The 18890-nt window shown below is 67.5% G+C and carries 20 protein-coding genes; 8 read left to right on the top strand and 12 right to left on the bottom strand.

Annotation, left to right across the window (positions count from 1 at the left end):
* Positions 1-45: 45 nt before the first annotated feature.
* On the top strand, positions 46-675 hold the full coding sequence (locus tag IG75_RS0103665; RefSeq protein ID WP_051714374.1) for a TetR/AcrR family transcriptional regulator: 630 nt from the start codon (positions 46-48) through the stop codon (positions 673-675).
* Here the strand turns inward: IG75_RS0103665 and IG75_RS0103670 are convergent.
* The 3 genes from IG75_RS0103670 to IG75_RS0103680 all read right to left on the bottom strand — a co-directional run bounded on the left by IG75_RS0103670 (position 658) and on the right by IG75_RS0103680 (position 2745).
* Positions 658-1794 (bottom strand): 3-ketosteroid-9-alpha-monooxygenase, oxygenase component, encoded by a 1137-nt coding sequence (locus IG75_RS0103670; protein ID WP_030519707.1) that lies wholly within the window; start codon positions 1792-1794, stop codon positions 658-660. The genes IG75_RS0103665 and IG75_RS0103670 overlap by 18 nt on opposite strands.
* Positions 1795-1846: 52 nt before the next feature.
* The gene (locus IG75_RS40090) at positions 1847-2014 is read right to left on the bottom strand and encodes a hypothetical protein (protein WP_245713101.1); all 168 of its coding nucleotides are present in this window, start codon (positions 2012-2014) and stop codon (positions 1847-1849) included.
* 176 nt (positions 2015-2190) lie between these two features.
* Positions 2191-2745, bottom strand: a complete 555-nt coding sequence (locus tag IG75_RS0103680) for a TetR/AcrR family transcriptional regulator (RefSeq protein WP_030519709.1) — start codon at positions 2743-2745, stop codon at positions 2191-2193.
* Between the two features lie 99 nt (positions 2746-2844).
* Between IG75_RS0103680 and IG75_RS0103685 the strand changes: the two genes are divergently transcribed.
* The 3 genes from IG75_RS0103685 (at position 2845) to IG75_RS0103695 (ending at position 5756) form a co-directional block, all read left to right on the top strand.
* Positions 2845-3291 (top strand): SPW repeat domain-containing protein, encoded by a 447-nt coding sequence (locus tag IG75_RS0103685; RefSeq protein WP_081876610.1) that lies wholly within the window; start codon positions 2845-2847, stop codon positions 3289-3291.
* 134 nt (positions 3292-3425) lie between these two features.
* On the top strand, positions 3426-3938 hold the full coding sequence (locus IG75_RS0103690) for a hypothetical protein (RefSeq protein WP_156058608.1): 513 nt from the start codon (positions 3426-3428) through the stop codon (positions 3936-3938).
* Between the two features lie 144 nt (positions 3939-4082).
* Positions 4083-5756, top strand: coding sequence for a bifunctional 3'-5' exonuclease/DNA polymerase (locus IG75_RS0103695; RefSeq protein ID WP_030519712.1), 1674 nt, complete (start codon positions 4083-4085; stop codon positions 5754-5756).
* Between the two features lie 79 nt (positions 5757-5835).
* Here IG75_RS0103695 and poxB read toward each other — a convergent pair whose 3' ends face one another.
* The 6 genes from poxB to IG75_RS0103725 all read right to left on the bottom strand — a co-directional run bounded on the left by poxB (position 5836) and on the right by IG75_RS0103725 (position 11205).
* Positions 5836-7572, bottom strand: a complete 1737-nt coding sequence (poxB, locus tag IG75_RS0103700) for a ubiquinone-dependent pyruvate dehydrogenase (RefSeq protein ID WP_030519713.1) — start codon at positions 7570-7572, stop codon at positions 5836-5838.
* 171 nt (positions 7573-7743) lie between these two features.
* Positions 7744-8250, bottom strand: coding sequence for a DUF4232 domain-containing protein (locus tag IG75_RS0103705; protein WP_030519714.1), 507 nt, complete (start codon positions 8248-8250; stop codon positions 7744-7746).
* A 101-nt stretch (positions 8251-8351) separates the two neighbouring features.
* On the bottom strand, positions 8352-9146 hold the full coding sequence (locus IG75_RS0103710) for an ABC transporter permease subunit (protein ID WP_030519715.1): 795 nt from the start codon (positions 9144-9146) through the stop codon (positions 8352-8354).
* Between the two features lie 6 nt (positions 9147-9152).
* A complete protein-coding gene (locus tag IG75_RS0103715; protein ID WP_030519716.1) occupies positions 9153-10040 on the bottom strand; it encodes an ABC transporter ATP-binding protein in 888 nt (295 codons plus the stop codon).
* Between the two features lie 157 nt (positions 10041-10197).
* Positions 10198-10629, bottom strand: coding sequence for an Hsp20/alpha crystallin family protein (locus IG75_RS0103720; protein WP_030519717.1), 432 nt, complete (start codon positions 10627-10629; stop codon positions 10198-10200).
* Positions 10630-10899: 270 nt separating this feature from the next.
* Positions 10900-11205, bottom strand: coding sequence for a glycine zipper domain-containing protein (locus IG75_RS0103725; RefSeq protein WP_030519718.1), 306 nt, complete (start codon positions 11203-11205; stop codon positions 10900-10902).
* 575 nt (positions 11206-11780) lie between these two features.
* Between IG75_RS0103725 and IG75_RS38905 the strand changes: the two genes are divergently transcribed.
* On the top strand, positions 11781-12047 hold the full coding sequence (locus tag IG75_RS38905) for a hypothetical protein (RefSeq protein WP_063045229.1): 267 nt from the start codon (positions 11781-11783) through the stop codon (positions 12045-12047).
* Between the two features lie 11 nt (positions 12048-12058).
* Here IG75_RS38905 and IG75_RS0103730 read toward each other — a convergent pair whose 3' ends face one another.
* Complete coding sequence (locus IG75_RS0103730; protein WP_245713099.1) at positions 12059-12736, bottom strand: class I SAM-dependent methyltransferase; 678 nt, start codon at positions 12734-12736, stop codon at positions 12059-12061.
* Positions 12737-13014: 278 nt separating this feature from the next.
* Between IG75_RS0103730 and IG75_RS0103735 the strand changes: the two genes are divergently transcribed.
* Positions 13015-13431, top strand: coding sequence for a DUF7144 family membrane protein (locus IG75_RS0103735; RefSeq protein ID WP_030519720.1), 417 nt, complete (start codon positions 13015-13017; stop codon positions 13429-13431).
* Positions 13432-13539: 108 nt separating this feature from the next.
* On the opposite strand, the gene IG75_RS0103740 is transcribed toward IG75_RS0103735, so the two are convergent.
* Together IG75_RS0103740 and IG75_RS0103745 are read right to left on the bottom strand one after the other, a co-directional pair.
* A complete protein-coding gene (locus tag IG75_RS0103740; protein ID WP_036512638.1) occupies positions 13540-14124 on the bottom strand; it encodes a GNAT family N-acetyltransferase in 585 nt (194 codons plus the stop codon).
* Positions 14125-14298: 174 nt separating this feature from the next.
* Positions 14299-15549: an Nramp family divalent metal transporter gene (locus tag IG75_RS0103745; RefSeq protein WP_030519722.1), complete on the bottom strand. Its 1251-nt coding sequence runs from the start codon at positions 15547-15549 to the stop codon at positions 14299-14301.
* 351 nt (positions 15550-15900) lie between these two features.
* On the opposite strand from IG75_RS0103745, the gene IG75_RS0103755 reads away from it, so the two are divergent.
* Both IG75_RS0103755 and IG75_RS0103760 read left to right on the top strand, forming a co-directional pair.
* A complete protein-coding gene (locus IG75_RS0103755) occupies positions 15901-16161 on the top strand; it encodes an SHOCT domain-containing protein (protein WP_245713098.1) in 261 nt (86 codons plus the stop codon).
* 52 nt (positions 16162-16213) lie between these two features.
* Entirely contained in the window at positions 16214-18577 is a 2364-nt protein-coding gene (locus tag IG75_RS0103760; protein ID WP_051714184.1) for a heavy metal translocating P-type ATPase, read from the top strand.
* Positions 18578-18890 lie beyond the last annotated feature (313 nt).

An 18890-nucleotide genomic window follows, 5' to 3' on the forward strand; every position in this document is an offset into this window, starting at 1 on the left:
TCGGCCGAACAGGCAAGTAGCGCTCGAATCCGACAGGGGATGACCGTGGACCCGCAGGAACGCAGAAAGCTGATTCTCGACCGCTCGGCCGAGATCTTCGCCCGCAAAGGGATTTCCGCGACGACCATCCGTGAGATCGGTGATGCGGTGGGGGTGTACTCGGGCGCGCTCTACCACTACTTCCCGTCCAAGGAAGCGATCGTCACCGAACTCATCCGCGAGTACATCGAGGACCTGGCGGCGCGCTGCAAAGCAGTGCTGGCGCGGGATCTGCCGCCGATCGAACGTCTCGAGGCGCTCACCGAGGTCGCGCTGGCGACCAGCGAGCAGTACCACGGTGCCACGGCGATCTGGCGCCGCGAAAGCGAATACATGCGGGAGCGGGTGGTGGAGGCCGATATGTCGGCGACCGCCGACATCATGCAGGTCGCCTGGCGTGAAGCCATCAGAGAGGGGGTCGAGGCCGGCGAGCTGCGCGGCGATATCGATTCCGAGGCATTCCGGGAACTCCTCTACGACGCGGTCTGGCACGCCTCCCGCTGGTTCCGGCCGGATCCGCAGCGCTCCCTGTCCGGCCTCGCCCGCACCGTGATCGCGGTGTTCGTCGACGGGATGCGCCCCCGCTCCACCCCGGCCGGGGCGGAGCGGACGGCGACGTCACTCGCCGGAAGCTGACAGGTTCTCCGCCACTTCCTTGTGCCACGACTCGAGCGCGCGGCCGGTGTCGACCTCGAACTCGAAGCGTTGCGTCATCTCCGGAGTGACGTCTTCGAGGTCGACATAGAACTGGCTGTACCACCGGCGAAGCTGGTACACGGGGCCGTCCTCTTCGGTGAGCAGCGGATTCTCGATGCGTGTCTTGTATTTCCAGATCTCGATGTCCTGCTTGAACTGCTCTTCGAGCCCATCGGTGAACAGCGTGGCCATCTCCGCGGTCTGTTCCTCGGTCATCCCGTCGATCTTCTTGACGATGGTGCCGAACTGGAGGACGAACGAGTTCGAGCCGACCGGGTAGTGACAGTTGATGAGCTTGGACTCGACGGTGGTGCCCTCGGCGACGGTGTAGATCGTGTCGAGCATGAATGAGGGACCGTAGTAGAACGCGTCCGAAATGGTCTGCGCTTCCGGGAGGTCCATCTGCACACCGGTTTTGATGTCGTCACGACCGTAGGAGCGCATATGCTGTCCGGCGATGTGACCGTCGAAGACGTTCTTGAAGTACTCCGGCATCTGATAGTGCACATAGAAGAAATGCGCCATGTCGACGACATTGTCGACGATTTCGCGGCAGTGCGACCCCTCGACCCGGATCGTCGTCCAGGTCCAGTCGCTCCACAGCCCGTCCTCGTATCCCTCGATCTCCGGGATCGCCTGCTCGGCGGGCGGTTCGGAGCCCTGCGGGCAATGCCAGACCAGCAGAATGCCGTTGCGCTCCATCGTGGTCCAGGTGCGCGTGCGGGCGACCTTGGGCGTACGACGAGCGTAGGGGACCGATTCGCACCGGCCCTTGCCGTTCCAGCGCCAGTCGTGGAACGGGCAGGCGATGGTGTCACCCTTGATCTCACCGCGCGCGAGGTTGCCGCCCATATGCCTGCAGTAGGCGTCGAGCACATGGATCTCGCCGGTGGAGTCGGCGAAAACGACGACTTCGGTACCGAAGACCTCGATCTGGTGCGGCCTGCCGTCCCGGAAATCCTTCGCCAGGCCGAGGCAGTGCCAGCCGCGCGCGAAACGCTCGGGGTTCGTTCCGGTATCGATGGTGCGGATCTCGATCCGCTCGTGCGTGGCGGTCATGGGTTCTCCAGTGATGTGTAGGTGGATCGAACGGACTGGACGTGAACTGTGGTCACCGGAGCGTGCGCCGGTCTTTCCCGGCGGCAAGGGGCGCGACAGCCGGCTCGGACCGGGTGGTCGTCGCGATTTCGCCGCGTGCCACCGCGTCGTCGACCGTGCGGTCGAGGGATTCGCAGCGCAGCAGGTAGCCGCCGCGGCCGGCCCCTGTCGGGGCGGCCATTTCCCGGCATGTACGCGAGGCCTCGGCGGTCCATTGGATGCTCGTGTGAGCGGGGCTGTACTTCGCGACGGACACACGAGCGGCACAGGTGTGACAGGCGAGCGGCTGCAATTTCCCGGATCCCTTCCTCGGATGAGTCGAGGCTAGGAACCGGCTGTGGCGGAGGCCACAGGAATTCAGTCCAGCGGAACAGCACCGGCCGTGATCACGGACAGCACCCGCTCACTCCAGTCGTCCCGGACGCTGCCGCTGCGCGCGATCTCCGCGAGATAGGCACCGACGATCATGTCCAGGACGGTTTCGACATCGAGGTCCGCTCGCGGTGCCTTCGCCGCGAGCGCTCGGCTCAGCGCCTCGGACAGTCGATGGCGATGCTGTACGAGCAGCGACCGGATCACGGTGGTGAATTCCGGATCGTCGTCGGTGAGCAGTGCGGCCACACCTCCCGGTCCGATACTCGCGTCGACGACGTGCAGGGATTGTTCGACAACCCAGCGCAGCACTGCCGGCAAGGTCGCGGTATCCGGGGGTGACTCCGGCTCGGCGATCGAACTCAACGAAGAGGTGAGCATTTCGCCGCGATTGCTGTATCGGCGGTAGATCGTCGTCTTCGCCACCCCGGACAGTGCGGCGACTGCCTCGACGGTGACCGCTTTCGGCCCTTTGGCGCGCAGCAATTCCAATGTCGCGGTGGTGATCCGTTCGTCACGGGGTGCCGGCGCCTCGGCCATCGGGTCTCCCTTGCCTCTGTGTTCGGTACCTCACAACGTGCCCATCATGCCAACCCTTCGCGCTACGATACGTGTAGCGTAGCGATTAGGAGGTATGACATGAGGAGACCGAACAGGAACTCGATCGTCGGATGGGGTGCGATGGCGCTGGGGCTGGCGACCGCGGCGACCCCGGTATGGACCGATACGACCGCGGCGGCGACCGGTCTCACACTCGGGCTGGGTGCGCTGACCGTCATCTACGCGATGTGGTCGCTACTCGCCCGAAATCCCACGAAGGACCACTGGACCCTCTCGGTGATCGGGCTGATGCTGTTCATCTCGCCCTGGGTGGGCGGGTTCGTCGCCGAGGGCGCGGGATGGGTGGCGTGGACGACCGGTCTGCTCCTCGCCCTGCTGGCGGGCACGGCCTACGTGAGCGACGAGGCCGGTAACGTTGCCGAGGCCGCTCGGGTCGACGAGCTGGTGACGTACCGACTGCGGCAGATCCGGCACCACGAGATCGCAGGCGCCGGCCGCAGCAACCGATCAGGTAGTGCTGCATGAACACCGATGGTCCGAGCCATCGGGCCCGTTCCCGGGACCGGGAGGGCGCCGGGTCGGTGCCTGCGCTGCGGAGTCGCAGGGACCGCCAGGGAGATGCCGCGGCCCGGCGCGTGGACCCGGGAATCCGCGGAGCCGTGAAAGGAGTCCCGGGGGACGGCTCCGCGGCCTTGCTTTCGCCCGAGGGGTTGCTTGCGGCGATCTCGGGTCATCTCGATACCGACGGCGGTCCGGTGCTGGTGGGCCTTTCCCGCGAACTGGGCGAGCTGCGTGCCGCATTACTGGCCATTGTCCTGAATCCGGCCCGACCGTCCGTACCGCCCGGCGAAGCGGATCTGCGGCAGCGGATCACCACGGTGGTGGCGGATATCGACGCCTGGCGGGTGCGATATCTGCCGCACCGTACCGGGGTTCGCACCCATACCCACTCACTCGGACAGGCCCTGGACCAGGTCGCGACCCGATACGCCGAGGCTCGGTGGACCGTGCTCCACTCCGCGGACCGGCGTCTCCGTCGTACGTCGTGGTTTCACCTCGGACAGGCTCGCGAAGGTTACGCCCACCTGGTCGCCGATATACGGGCCGGTCGGGTCGAACTTCCGCTGGGATGGGGAGGATTTCGGACAGCGGCGCCGACCCGGTCTCCGTAGGATGGCGGCACAGCGGGGCTCCGTGGAGTGTGTCGTGGTACCGAAGCAGGTGCTGACCGGTGTCGGCCGGCTCGCCGGTGAACCGTCATGCGACGCGAGGGACCGTCGCCGTGGCTGTCGGACCCTGGTGCCAGACTCGGGGACGTGCGGTGGGCGGTGGCGGAGTCGGGTGACGGGGGCGCATATCTGTGTCCACTCGATCCGGCCGGCCGGCCCGCCGCCGCGGTGGTCCACGAGCCTTCGCTCGCCGAGGCGGTACGGTCACGCCCCGACGTCGAGCGGTGGGTGTGGCGGTCCACCGCCGAGATCCATCGATCCCTGTCGGCGGCCGGTGTGCGGGTCGAGCGCTGCTACGACGTGGAGGCCGCGGAGGCGCTGCTGATCGGGTACGAGGAGGGGCAGTCGGGTCAGCCCCGTTCGCTGGCGGCCGCGTGGGCTCGGCTACACAACCTGCCCGTTCCGCCGGATGCCCCGGTGCGCGCCGCCGAGAGCCAGCCGTCGTTGTTCGAGTCGGGCCCGGTACCGCTGCCGTCCGGCACCGACGAATTCACCGCCCTGGTGGAGGTCTACGCGGGTCAGCTCGCCCGGACCGCGGCCACCACGCATCCCGAGCGCATGCGGTTGCTGCTCGCCGCCGAATCGGCGGGCATGCTGGTCGCCGCGGAGATGTCGCGGTCGGGCATCCCGTGGCGCGCGGACGTGCACCGCGAATTGCTGGACACAATGCTGGGGGAGCGCTTTCCGGGTGGCGCGGAACCACGCCGGCTGGCGGAGCTGGCCGAGGAAGTATCGCGGGCCTTCGGGGACGGGGTGCGAGTCCGTCCGGACCTGCCCAACGACATCATCAGGGCATTCTCCCGCGCCGGAATCCTCGTGTCCTCCACCCGTAAATGGGAAATCCAGCGCATCGACCATCCCGCGGTAGCGCCCCTGCTGGCCTATAAGACGCTGTACCGCCTGTATACCGCCCACGGCTGGTCCTGGCTTGAACAGTGGGTACACGGCGGCAGATTCCGTCCCGAATACCTGCCCGGTGGGACGGTGACCGGCCGCTGGACCACCAATGGCGGTGGCGCCCTGCAGATCCCGAAAGTGATCCGCCGGGCGATCCGTGCCGACCCGGGCTGGACCCTGGTCGTGGCCGACGCCGACCAGATGGAGCCGCGGATACTCGCCGCCGTCTCGCGCGATCCGGGGTTGATGGAGGTGGCCGGCCGGGATGCGGATCTGTACGCGGATCTGGCCGCCCGGGGCTTCGGCGGCGACCGCGCGCAAGCCAAGCTCGCCCTGCTGGGCGCCATCTACGGCCAGACCTCCGGCGATGCCCTGACCCACCTGGCCGGTCTGCGCCGGCGATATCCGGCCGCGGTGGCCTATGTCGATGACGCGGCGCGGGCCGGCGAGGAGGGTCGTCTGGTCCGCACCTGGCTGGGGCGGACCTGCCCGCCGGTATCGGTCGTGCCATCGGACCAGGAGGAACTGTCCCGGGCGAATTCCGGCGAATACCGCAGCACCTCGGCGGCGCGCGCCCGGGGTCGCTTCACGCGTAACTTCGTCGTGCAGGGCAGCGGCGCCGATTGGGCCCTCTTGGTGCTGGCGGGTCTGCGACATGCGATATCTCGTGCCGGGCTCCGTGCCGAGCTGGTGTTCTTCCAGCACGACGAGGTGATCGTGCACTGTCCGGCGGAGGAAGCGACGCAGGTCGCCGAAATGATCACCACCGCGGCCGATACCGCGGGCCGGCTGGCTTTCGGGCCGACACCGGTGCGGTTCCCCTTCACCACGGCGGTGGTGGAGTGCTACGGAGACGCGAAGTAGGCATCCGTCCCGTCGACGATCCCGGGCGGCGATCCATCATCGGCCGGGAGGCCGGGAGGCCGGGAGCGTCGCGACGTGGCTAGTCCAGAATGCGCCGGGCGACGTTGGTGGTGACCAGGTCGAGCAGTTCGTCGGCGCGGCCGGCGAGGATGGTACGGATGGCATAGATGGTGAACCCCTTGGCCTGTTCTGCCGAGATGGCCGGCGGAATCGTCAATTCCTGCCGTGCCACGACAACGTCGACGAGTGCGGGACCCTCGTGCGCGAGCGCCTCCGCGATGGCGGGCTCCAGGTCGGCCGGCTGTTCTACGCGGCGCCCCTGCATTCCCATGGCCCGGGCGGCGGCGCCGAAGTCGGGATTCGACAGGTCGGTGCCGAAATTCACCACCCCGGCCGCCTTCATCTCCAATTCCACGAAGTTCAACGACGAGTTGTTGAACACGATCACCTTGACCGGTAGGTCGTTCTGCAACAGCGTGATCAGCTCGCCGAACAGCATCGTCAGTCCGCCGTCTCCGGCGAGGGCGATCACCTGGCGTCCCCGATGGGCCGTCTGCGCACCGATCGCGTGCGGTAGGGCGCAGGCCATCGTGCCGTGGGTGAACGAGCCGGTCAGTCGGCGCCGGCCGTTCATGGTCAGATAGCGGGCCGCCCAGATCGTCGGCGATCCCACGTCGAAGGTGAACACCGCGTCGTCGGCGGCCAGTCGATTCACCACTCCGGCGACGTATTCCGGACGGATGGGCGTGCGGTCGCTGTCGTTGACCGCCAGCGCGTCCAGCGATTGCCGGGTGCGCCGATAATGCCGCAGCGACCTGTCCAGATGCGTTCGATCGGTTTTCTGCTCCAGCAGGGGCGACAGCGCGTCGATCGTGTCCCGCACGCTGCCGACCATGCCCAGATCGACCGGGGTGCGCCGGCCGAGGTGGCTACCGCGGATGTCGACCTGGATGATCGCGGCATCCTCCGGATAGAACTGCGTGTACGGGAAATCGGTGCCCAGCATCAGCAGCACGTCGGCTTCTTTGATCGCCTTGTATCCCGAGGCGTACCCGAGCAGTCCGGTCATTCCCACGTCGTACGGGTTGTCGTACTCCAGGTGTTCCTTGCCGCGGAATGCGTGCACGATCGGCGAGTTCAGCGTATCGGCCAACGCCATGACCTGGGCGTGCGCGCCGGCGGTACCGGCGCCGCCGAGAATCGTCACCCGCGACCCGGCATCGAGGATGTCCGCGGCGCGGCGCAGGGTGGAGTCGTCCGGCCGCACCACCGACCGCGACGGCAGCACCGGCCGGCTGCTCCACCGGTCACCGGACAGGCGGCTCTGGAAGACCTCACCGGGTATCACGACGACGGCGACGCCGTTCTCCTCGACCGCCGCCCGCATCGCCATCTCCACGACACGCGGCGCCGATCGGGGGCTGCTGATGAGCTCGCAGTACACACTGCACTCGCGGAACAAATCCTCGGGATGGGTTTCCTGGAAGTATCCGGATCCGATCTCGCCGATCGGGATGTGCGCGGCGACGGCCAGCACCGGTACCCGGGTGCGCTGGGCGTCGTAGAGTCCGTTGATCAGATGAAGGTTGCCCGGCCCGCAGCTTCCGGCGCAGACGGCGAGCCGGCCTGTCAGCGCCGCCTCCGCGGTGGCCGCGAACGCGGCGGCCTCTTCGTGCCGCACATGCTCCCAGGTGATGCCGTCGGATCGCCGTATCGCGTCGGTGAACCCGTTCAGACTGTCACCGGGCAGTCCGTAGACCCGGCGGACGCCGCTGACCTGCAATGCCGTGATCATATGCTGAGCGACAGTCGCCATGGCCCGACCCTACGCGGTGATTGCCGGGATGTAGCCGGACATGCGGGTCGGTGGAAGAGCTGTCTCGGATCCTGTTGTCGAAACGCCCGGCTCTCGCTCGATCGAAGTCTGCTGTCCCCGCGACGAGAACCGCCGCGCCGATCGGTGTCGGCGCGGCGGTCGGGCGGGTGATCAGGCGGATTGCAGCGGGCCGATGAAGGTGCCCGGGTGGGTGGCGCCATCCTGGCGTTGCACGCTCACGCCCGCCGGCCACGGCGCCTGTAGCCGGGTGGTGGTATCCGGCGGAGTGACGACGAGCGTCACCGGCACCCAGCCGTCCGGGCCGTCCGGCAGATAGGTGAGCAGGCTGCTCACCGCGGCGCCCGGCTCCACCGTCAGCGGTGCGGGATCCGCGGCCTGGCGGGGCAGCTGGTAGGTCGGACCGAAGGTCGGATCTTCCGGGCCCACCAGGTCCACGCCCGGAAAGCCCTGTACCGCGCAGCTCTGCGCGGAAGTGTTGGTCAGCACGACTTCCAACCGGCTCTGACCGGGCGAGTCGGAGGGGCGCTCGCGGGTGCTCAGCTCGAGCGTCTCCGCGGCGCACCGGGCAGGCGCGGCGGCGCTGGTCGCGGCCGGGATCGTCACCGCTGCCACGGCTGCCGTCGCGGCCCCGGCCGCGCCCGCGACGCGCCACTTCATCGATGTTCTGGTTTCTTTCGAAATGCGATACATCATTGGGCCATTCGATCAGATATCCCACCCGGATGCGCGGAAGGCGGCATGTGCCCGGGCGAGCATGCTCATACTCCGGCGATGTCACGACGATGGAAGACCGGGAGCCCGGCCACCAGTGCCACGGCTCCCGCCGACAGTAGCCAGCCGTATGCGGCAGGAAGCCCGGCGCCCAAGGGTCCACCGTCGATGGCCTGGTGAAAAGGTGACAGCGCGCCCCAGGGCCGCACAGCATCGACGAGTTTGCTCGCCACGTACAAAACGTACGCTGCTACCGCGAATGCCGAGGTGAGCGCTATGGCCAGAACGCGGCGGCCGGTCGCGGCGCCTATCGCCAAGGCGAGCCAGCCGAACTCGACCGCGATGAGCACCATGGCCACGGCACCGGTCAGCGCCGCACCGACCGCGACGCCGAGACCGAATACCGCGGAGAACACGGTGACCGCGACGAACAGCACCGTTCCCAGCGCCGAAGCCGCGGTGGCGAGCACGGCGGCCTGCTCGAGTACCAGTCGTATCGGCGTCACCCTGGTCATCAGCAGAACCTCCAGGGTTCCGGCTTCTTCTTCGCCGGCTATCGCCCTGGCACCTCGGCCGATCGCGAATACGAGGAACAGGGTCGGCAGTAACATGCTGAACAGCTCGATATTGAGAAACCCGGTGCCGGTGCCGAATTCGTCCAGGCCGAACAGCTCACGTAATGGTTCGGGATAGTTCTTCACGAAGTCCTGCATGCCTGCCGTATTCGAGAGCGATGGCCACAGTGCGCTCTCCAGAAGTACCAGCGCGACTATGCCGATGCTCCACCCCGCTAGGCCGCGTCGCTGATCGCGCAAGCACTTCAGATAAACATTGCGGAGCATGACGTTTCAGTCCTGTCCGTAGTAGCCGAGGAAGACCTCTTCGAGGTCCGGTTCACGGCTGACGAGATCGATGACGTCGTAAGGCGCGATCGCTTTCACCAATTCGGCCGTGGAACCATCCATCTCGACCTCCACTCGGTGTCGATCCGGGCCCCGGTACACGTGCCGTACTCCGGGGAGGTCTCTCAACACGGTCGGGGCCGGCGCCGGGCCGGCGAATGTCAGGTCGAGGTGGCGTACTGTCCGTCCGGTGAACTCGGCCACGGATCGAACCTCGATGAGACGGCCTTTTCGTAGCATCCCGACGGTATCGGCGACCGCTTCCACCTCCGATAACACGTGCGAGGAGAGGAAAACCGTGCGCCCGCTGTCGCGTACCTCCCGCGCCATGGCGAGAAATTCCCGCTGTACCAGCGGATCGAGGCCGCTCGTGGGTTCGTCGAGGAGCACTACCGGCGGCTCGGTCATGAATGCCGCCACGATGCCGACCTTCTGCCGGTTGCCGTGGGACATTGCACCGATGCGGGTCGTGACGTCCAGATCGAGGCGGTCGGCTATGCCACGACGCACTTTCGGGTCGACGCCGCCATGCAGATGCGCGAGATAGCCGAGGTATTGCTCGGCGGTCAGATCCGGGTAGGCGACGAACTGTCCGGGCAGATATCCGAGGTTGCGTTGCGCTCGCTTTCTCTCGCGCACCGTGTCCGCGCCGCAGATGCGAGCCGAACCACGCGTCGGGCGCATCAGACCGGCGAGGATCCGGATCGTAGTAGTCTTTCCCGCGCCGTTCGGTCCGACATATCCGAAGATCACTCCGGCAGTGACCCGCAGTGTCACCTCGTCGAGCGCCACCGTGCTCCGGTAGGACTTGCCGAGTCCTGTGAGCTCGATCATCACCGCGCCTCCGCATCGTGTCCCGATCGTCTCCACCGAGGCCGTCCGGCCGAAGCGAACCCCCGATTGCCGGTTGCGGAAGGGTCCGGTCTCTCGGTGTTGGCGCGCACCGCCGGATCCAGCACGTCCGGCGTTCACGCGGCGGTACGGCGCCGGATCATTCGGCTCGTTTCACCTCTACCTTCTTCGCCTCTGCCGTCGGCTCGGTGACGGGGACCGAGACAGTCAGAATTCCTTTGGCATAGCTGGCTTCGATGCCGTCTTCGTCGGCGCCACGCGGTAGCGCGATGGTCCGGACGAACGAGCCGTAGCTGAATTCCGAGCGGCCTCGCTCTTCGTGCTTCTCCGAGCGTTCGGCCCTGATGGTCAACTGCCCGTCACGCACGGAAATATCGACGTCCTTGTCCGGATCCACTCCGGGTATCTCGGCCCTGAGCAGATATCGGCCGTCGTCGACAGAATCCTCTACCCGCAGCAGATGAGTGCCGAACATCGCGGCCAAGCCGGTGGCCGGGGCCAGCGAGTTCCAGACCTCGGCGAAGTCGGGTAGTAACGAATGCTGCTGACGGTGCGCAGGGAGAAGACTCATTGTTCCTCCTGATCGTTGGGCTGTCGGTTGACAGTGTCGATTCCACGCTTCGGCGGGCCGTCGCGGTAGGGGCGGCAGTCATCTACTCCAGAGGCCCATGTCGCCGGCACAAGGGACCGAATATATCGGAAGCTCCCCGTCGGATTCCGGCGTGTGTGGTTGCCCGAGCGCGCGGCGACGACGGGCTGCTCACCGGAGGCAGCGCGATCCTGTCCCACCGATGCAGGGCGGTCGATCGTTCCATCTGCCGCCCGGTCTACCGGATTAGGGTCAGGGTAGAACTTGCGGGATCAAGTCCGGACGAAGACAGCCGACCAGGGCGCCGATCACGGAGCCGAGAAGTGAGCCGGCTGCGGATCCGGTGGCCGACCCGACCGCGGAACCGACCGAGCCTCCCGCGGACGAGCCGTTCAACACCGGATCGGGAATCAGCGCGTGCGGGTTGGTCGCGATATCCTCGCTTTTCTGCAAGGGAATGCCGGCCACGGGCATGGCTCGGTCGGTCGCGGCTTCAGCGGCGGACGGACCCGCGAGAACTATGGTCGCGGCCATGGGCAGTGCGCCGAACGCCACCATTCCTGTTGCCTTGACCAGTCTTTTTCCCATCATTTCAGCTCACCTCTCCGACCCTCGGAACAGGCGAGGGTGTGGTACATGGGCCGGAGGCACTCCGGCCGCCAGAATCATAGGCAGGTCGGCGCGGGGTTCGAACCAAGAATGTGAGCAGTAATAATGCGCGGCAGTCGGATTCGTGATCGGTCCGATCCGGGGGCGCACCGGTCGCACGGGGTATCCGGGTCGCCGGATCGCCTCCGCCGGTCATATCGGTGCTGTGCTCCGGCCGGATCGGAGGTCGGGCTCCTGTGCTGCTCGGCCGGCCGGGATATCGCATCGACTCGGCATCGGGTACCCGTTCACGCCGACGGAAGATCACATTCGTCGGGTGTCGGCACCCTCGGCACACCGTGACGGGTATCGAGCGGGTGGGTTCGGACGTAGAGCTCGGAGCGGTGCCGGAAACAGGTACACCCCGGGTCGACCAACCGATGCCCCGGCGATGCGTACCTCGGAAGCTGGTGTGGTAGGCGCCGACCGTCGCCTCTGTGCCTGTTGCCGGTCGGCTGGTGAGCTCACGATGAGAGGGGAAAGCGATGGATGATCGACAGATCGCAGTGGATCCCGACGGATTTGCTGCCGCGATGGAGGCGCTCGTGATGGATGATCCGCACCCGAACGGTTCCGTCGCGGACAGCCCCTCGCAATGGCTACGCCGGGCGCTCTATGCCTACGAATGGGCGAAGCGAGCTTGCCGGGAGTCCGGTGAGCGACCGGATGCCCGGGAAACCGGGCCCGGACGAGCGCGCGCGGCTGTGCTGCGCCATGAGGCTCGTCTGTACGAACAGCAGGCCATGCGATAGACGAGTGGGCGTCAGTCCTGGCCGGGTGCCGCTTTGGTGGCCACGCCCATGATCAGCGGCCGGACGATCGGGGGCATGTGCCGCCACGACGTTTCCTGCACATCGCCGAGGTCCAGCCCGCGTGTTCGGATCAGCTCGAGAGTCGCACGATTGCAGTGGCAGCCCTCGGCGAACCGGCGCCACGGGCCGGCGAGGCGGTCCTGCCAACGGGCGAGTCGCGGCGATTCGGAGCGCACGTGTTCGATGAACAGCAGCTGGCCGCGGGGATGCAATACGCGTTCGATCTCCCGTAGCGCCGCGTCCGGGTCCGCCACAGTGCACAACACGAGCGTCGAGACGACAGTGTCCACGGTGCCATCCGCGAACGGCAGCCGTTCCGCCGAGGCGTCGGCAACGCGCGCCCCGTCTCGCCGACGGCTCAGCCGCCGCGTCAACCGGGTACGCATCGCGGCTTCCGGTTCGGTCAGGATCAGCTCGTCGAGGTCGTGGGGGTAGTACCGCAAATTGAGGCCGGTACCGCTACCGAGTTCGACGGTCCGCCCCCGGGCGCGGCCGAGTAGATCCCGCCGGCGATCGGCCATACCCGACCTCTCACCCAGCCAGAGCAGGGGATCGTACAGCGCCGCGAACACCCGTGCCCACAGGCCCGAGCCCTTCACCGCTGTCGCCGGTACGGCGCCGCTGCTCACAGCTTCGACCGTACGCCGGGGCCCGTCCGCGCGCACGCGAATACCGGCCGATCTCCGGAGTATCCATCGGGCCGGGGGAGTGGACACCGCTCGCTGTGTATCAGCGGACTGTAGATACGTAGATATGCGAATCTATCTATCATTTTAACGGCACCTGGACCGGCGGTCCCGGTACACCAGCACGCGGATGGGGTGGGCCGGATTCATACGCAACGGGTGAGGTGTGCAGTGGCCGAGTGGACTTGGGTGAGATCCGATCACTTCTCGGGAGGCGGAATATGACGACATACAGGACAGAACCTGGAGGCTCTCCGGTGAAGCAGGGCGTGGCGGCGGTGACCTCGATCGCGGCCGCGGTGCTGTTGCTCGCGGTGGGTGTGCTGTCGATTCTGGCGGGAATCTCGGCGGTCGCGGGCGATGAGCTGTTCGTGACCGGACCGAACTATATTCTCCAGTTCGACACCACCACCTGGGGCTGGATCCACATCGTGCTGGGGATACTGCTGGTGATCGCTGCTCTCGCCCTGATGTCCGGCGCGTTGTGGGCGCGGATCACGGCGGTGGTACTGGCCGGGCTGTCGATCATCGCGAACTTCCTGTGGATCCCGTACTACCCGTGGTGGTCGATCGTGGTCATCGCGATCGACCTGGTGGTCATCTGGGCGGTATCCACCTGGCGGCCGGAACAGATGTAGGACCAGGACTCACGGCTGCCCTTCGCGCCTCGTCCGAGGTCGCGGCCGGATCATGCGCCGGCGGCCCCCGCTTCCACATCGGTGTGCCGGAGGTCCGGCCGCCGGTGGTTATCCGGCCCATTCGTGCGCGAGCATGGACATCACGGTGGCGTCGATCCACTCGTCCCCGAAGCGCAGTGATTGGCGGAGGACTCCTTCGGCTCGGAAGCCCACCTTCTCGTAGACACGATGGGCGCGGCGATTGAAGGCGTAGACCTCCAGTGCGATCCGGTGCAGGCCGAGCTGCTCGAAGCCGTAGCCGACGATCAGGCGCGTGGCCTCGGTGCCCAGCCCGCGTCCGCGTCCGGCGGGGCCGAGCAGAATGCGGAAGTTGCAGCTGCGGTTGGCGGGGTCCCACTGGTTCAGCACCGCTTCTCCCACGCATCGGTCGTCGATACTGTCGACGACCGCGAGGTCGAGTCGGTCCCGCTGGGCGGTCCGGCTCGCGTACCAGTCGCGCAACTTCGCGACCTCGGCCGGATCCTCGGGCGCGAACTCTTGCGTCTCGTCGTGGACACTACCCGTGAGCCGGCGGACCTCCGGGTCGCGCAGCGCCGCACGGATGGCGTCGAGGTCCGCATCGACAAACGGCCGGAGCAGAACATTTCGGCCGGTGAGGACTGGTTTGACGGAAAAGTCCGGGTGCTGGGACATCATTGGATTATGTCGGCCGGTCCGCCGACCTGCCCTATCGGCCGGCCGCGCCGGGTGCAGCGCCCGTCATCCACCGGCACACTCATCGGACTTCCCGGCCGGCGACGGATCACGACCGTCGATCATCCGTGCCGCGGCTGATCGCGAGAGCTCACCTACGCCCGGACGCCGGGATCAGATCCTGGTCGCCGCGAGTGAAAGCAACACCACGTTGAGCGCTGTCACGAGGGCGGCCACCGACCAGGCCGCCACCGTGGTGAACCGATGGTTGGCGTCGTGACCCATCAGGGTTCGATCGCTGGTGAAGCGAACCAGCGGGACCAGCGCGAACGGTATGCCGAAGGACAGGATCACTTGGGAGATGATGAGTGCCCGGGTCGGGTCGACTCCGGCGGCCAGGACTGCGAATGCGGGGATCAGTGTGATCAGCCGACGCACGACCAGCGCTACGTGCCGGTGGAGAAGACCTTGCATGATCATGGCGCCGGCGTAGGCGCCGACCGAGGTCGATGCCACGCCCGAGGCGAGGAGGCCGGTCGCGAGCAGCGCTCCGGCCGCCGGCCCCAGCGCGTCGCCGATTCCGGCGAATGCCGCGTCCAACGAGGTGGCTTCGGTGCGGCCGTGCAGGGTACCGGCGGCCACCAGCAGCATCGCCAGATTGACCGTACCGGCCAGCAGCATGGCCATCCCGACGTCGCTGCGGGTCGCCCGTAGCAGCCGAGCGAGTTCCGAACGAGTCCTCGGATGGCCGTGCCGATCCCGGACCAGCCCGGAGTGCAGATACACCGCGTGGGGCATCACGGTGGCGCCGATTATGGCGGCGGCGAGCACCATGCTCTCGGTCCCGTCGAAACGGGGCACAGCGCCGCCCATCGCGCCGGAAATCGATGGGCGTGCCAGGACCGCACCGGCGAGAAAGCCCAGGGCGATAATGGTGAGCAGGCCTATCGCGGCCCGTTCGAAGGGTTGTTGCCCGAACCGGTTCTGTATCGCCAGCAATATCATCGACGCGATGCCGGTGACGGCACCGCCCACGACAGGCGGAAGGCCGAACAAGATGTGCAACGCGATGGCGCCGCCCACCACTTCGGCGATATCGGTCGCCATGGCGACGGTTTCCGCCTGGACCCAGTACGCCAGCCGCGCCGGGCGGCTTGTATGGCCACGCACCAGCTCCGGCAGCGTCCGGCCGGTGGCCAACCCGAGTTTCGCGGACAGGTACTGCACCAGACCCGCCACGGCGTCGGCCACGATGATGACCCACACGAGCAGGTACCCGAACCGCGCGCCCGCACTGATGTTGGCAGCGACATTACCGGGATCGACATACGCGATCGCCGCCACGAAAGCGGGGCCGAGCAGCACCGCCGCCGAGCGAATTCGCACCAGCGTTGCTCGTCGAGACACGAAACCGGCCGTGCCCATGAACCCCGATAGTACGGTCGGCCGGAGTCGGTGGGTTCGCGCGGCCGCATCGGAGTGATGTTGCCAGCCGCGCGTATCCGATCCATGACCGCGTCGCCCTGGTCGGCGCTCGTGGCGGTCGGCGGTCATTCGGTTCCCCCCGGCACCGCCGGTGCGGGCGAAACCGAACAGTTCTCCTGACGGCCGGGTCGATCCCGGTGACGTTGTACCCGCTGCCGAGGCCCTCGTCCTCTGCCGTGATTCCGGTTCGGGCCGCCAGGGTGAGAGGCAGCGATCCGGTGCGGCGGCGGAGGAGGTTGTCATGAGAACGCGGAACCCGGTCGTGTGCCGATGGCTCGGTGACGGTGGGGGATGGTCGTGGTGATGTGGTACGGCACCGGGATGAGCGGGTGGGGGATCGGGCTGATGGTCGCCGGCACGGTCCTGTTCTGGGCGCTGGTTGTCTCGGGAACTGTTCTGCTGGTGCGGTATATGGCCTCGTCGGCGACACCGCCACCGAGGGTGTGGGCGAGTCCGCGACAGGTGCTCGCCGAGCGGTACGCCCGGGGCGAGATCACCGACGACGAGTACGTGCGGCGTATGAAAGTGCTCGATTCACACCCCGATGTCTGAACAGCGGGAGTCGAGGCGTTCCGAGCCGGCCCGCCCGGGAAAGGTGCCGCCGATGGTGACTGAGCGTTCGGTGATCGGCGGGTGGGCCCACGGGGGCCGGCGGTGGATCGAGCCCGGACTGCTGGTGTCGGTGGCTTCGGCGCTGGCCGGTGGCCTGATCGCCTGGGCAGTCGGCTCGCCGGGTGTTGCCGACGGCTGCTGGATCGCGGCGACCGTGGTGGCGTTGGTGCCCGCCGTGTGGTGGATGGTGGCCACCATCTCGAAGGGACGTGCGGGGGTCGATGTGATCGCGGTACTGTCCCTGGTCGGCACCCTGGTGGTCGGGGAGTATCTGGCCGGTGCGTTGATCGCTGTCATGCTGGCGACCGGTCGCACGCTGGACGCCGCCGCGCAGCGGCGGGCAACCCATGATCTGCGAGCGCTGCTCGAGCATGTCCCGAGATCCGCGCGGCGCCGCTGCGGCAGTGAGGTGACCACGGTCGCGATCGACGACATAGCCGTCGGTGACATCGTGGTGGTCGCGGCCGGCGAGGTGGTCCCGGTCGACGGGCGGATCATCGGACCACCCGCGGTCTTGGACGAGTCGGTTCTCACCGGTGAGCCGCTGCAGGTAGAACGCGATATCGGGGAGCCGGTGCGCTCCGGGGTCGTCGATGCCGGTGCGACCTTCGAAATCCGCGCCACCTCGACCGCGCAGGACAGCACCTACGCCGGCATCGTGCGACTGGCAGAGCAGGCCGGTGCCGAGAACGCGCCGATAGTGCGTCTGGCCGACCGGTATGCGACCTGGTTCCTGCCATTGACCCTACTGATTGCCGCGGGTGCGTGGGTGTTCAGTGGCTCGCTGGTGCGTGCGGTGGCGGTCCTGGTGGTGGCGACACCGTGTCCCTTGCTGTTGGCCGCGCCGGTGGCAATCGTGTCGGGGCTTTCACGCGCTTCCCGGCAGGGAGTCATCATCCGCAGCGGCGGGGCGCTGGAAAATCTCGGCCACGCGACGACTTTGGTGATGGACAAGACCGGCACACTCACCGCCGGTCGACCGGCGGTGACCGATGTGATCGCCGCGCCCGGCGACGACCCGGCCGACGCGCTTCGGCTGGCGGCCTCGCTCGACCAACTGTCGCCGCATGTGCTGGCCGAAGCGATCGTCACCGAAGCCTTGACTCGCGATCTGGTGCTCTCGCTGCCCTCGGATGTGACCGAGCAACCCGGACGAGGAGTGCGGGGTGTCGTGGACGGGCATCGCGTCGAGGTCGGGAAGCTACCGGATACAGCGATCGGCGACCACTGGGCGCGGGCGGCGCTGAACAGGGCGGCGCTGGACTCGGCGGCTATCTCGTGGATCGTCGTCGACGACCGGCTCACCGCCGCGATAATGCTGCGTGACCCGCTCCGCCGCCACGCCCCGCGTACGGTGCGTCGCCTGCGCCGAGCCGGGCTCGACCGGCTGGTCATGCTCACCGGCGACCGGCCCGAACCCGCCCGCGAGGTCGCCACCGTCCTGGGCCTCGACGAGTTGTACGCCGGACAGAGTCCCGCCGACAAAGTTCACGCGGTGCAGCGGGAACGTGACGCCGCGGTCACGGTGATGGTGGGCGACGGAGTCAACGACGCACCGGCGCTCGCCGCTGCCACGGTCGGGGTCGCCATGGGCGCGCGCGGCTCGACCGCCTCGTCCGAAGCCGCCGACATCGTGCTGGCCACCGATCGCCTGGACCGTCTCGCCGACGCGATGGACACCGCGCGCTGGTCGCGCCACATCGCGATCCAGAGCGCAGTGGCCGGTATGAGCTTGTCTCTGATAGCGATGATCATCGCGGCGCTGGGCCTGCTGCCACCGGCCGCGGGTGCACTGCTGCAAGAAGCCATAGACGTCGCGGTCATCGTCAATGCCTTGCGCGCGCTACGCGGCAGCCCCGCTGCCCGCGTACAACTGCCTGCCGAAACCGGACGGCTGCTGTACCGCTTCGCGGGTGAACACGACGAACTGCGCGACACCATCGGTCTGCTCCGCACCGCCGCCGACCGGCTTGCCCGCCACCCCGACCGGAGGGCGCTGTCCGCAGTGGAAGACGCGCACCGGTTCCTCGTCGATCGCCTGCTACCACACGAAACGGCCGAAGAAACCCAGCTGTATCCGGCGTTGGCCGGACCGCTGGGGAGCAGCGAAGCCACCGCCACCATGAGCCGGACGCATGCCGAGATCCAGCGCTTGGCCACCCGTATCGGTACCCATCTCCGACTGGCCCGGGCCACCGGTCATATCGCCACCGACCAGATCGACGACCTACTCGCCTGCCTCTACGGCCTGCACACCCTGCTGCGACTGCATTTTCTGCAGGAAGAAGAGAACTACTTCACCCTCGCCGACGACGACGCATCATCCCACCCCGCCACACCGTCGTTACAGCAATGACCATCGTCGTGAAAAAGGTCGTAGGACGGGTATTTCGCCATCTCCCGTCGGGTCGGCGACCACTCACTACGAGGCAGAACACTCGCGACCCCGGCGCATTGGTGGTCGTCCACTGCGAATCGGATGACCTCGAGGCCACTGTGACGTCCGCCCACGCGTGCCGAGCACCCGCCCGACCCGGCAGCGCCCTCGCGCCGGCCCGCCGAGCCCGGCCGGTAGATTCTGCGCACCGCGGCCCGTGAACTGAACGGCCCGGCCGCCTCGAACTCGTGATCCCGCCACCGATGATCTCTCGGTCCTCGCCCGGGCCGGA

Origin of the sequence: Nocardia rhamnosiphila NBRC 108938 (genome assembly GCF_000720425.1) — a bacterium.
Classification (GTDB): Bacteria; Actinomycetota; Actinomycetes; order Mycobacteriales; family Mycobacteriaceae; genus Nocardia; species Nocardia rhamnosiphila.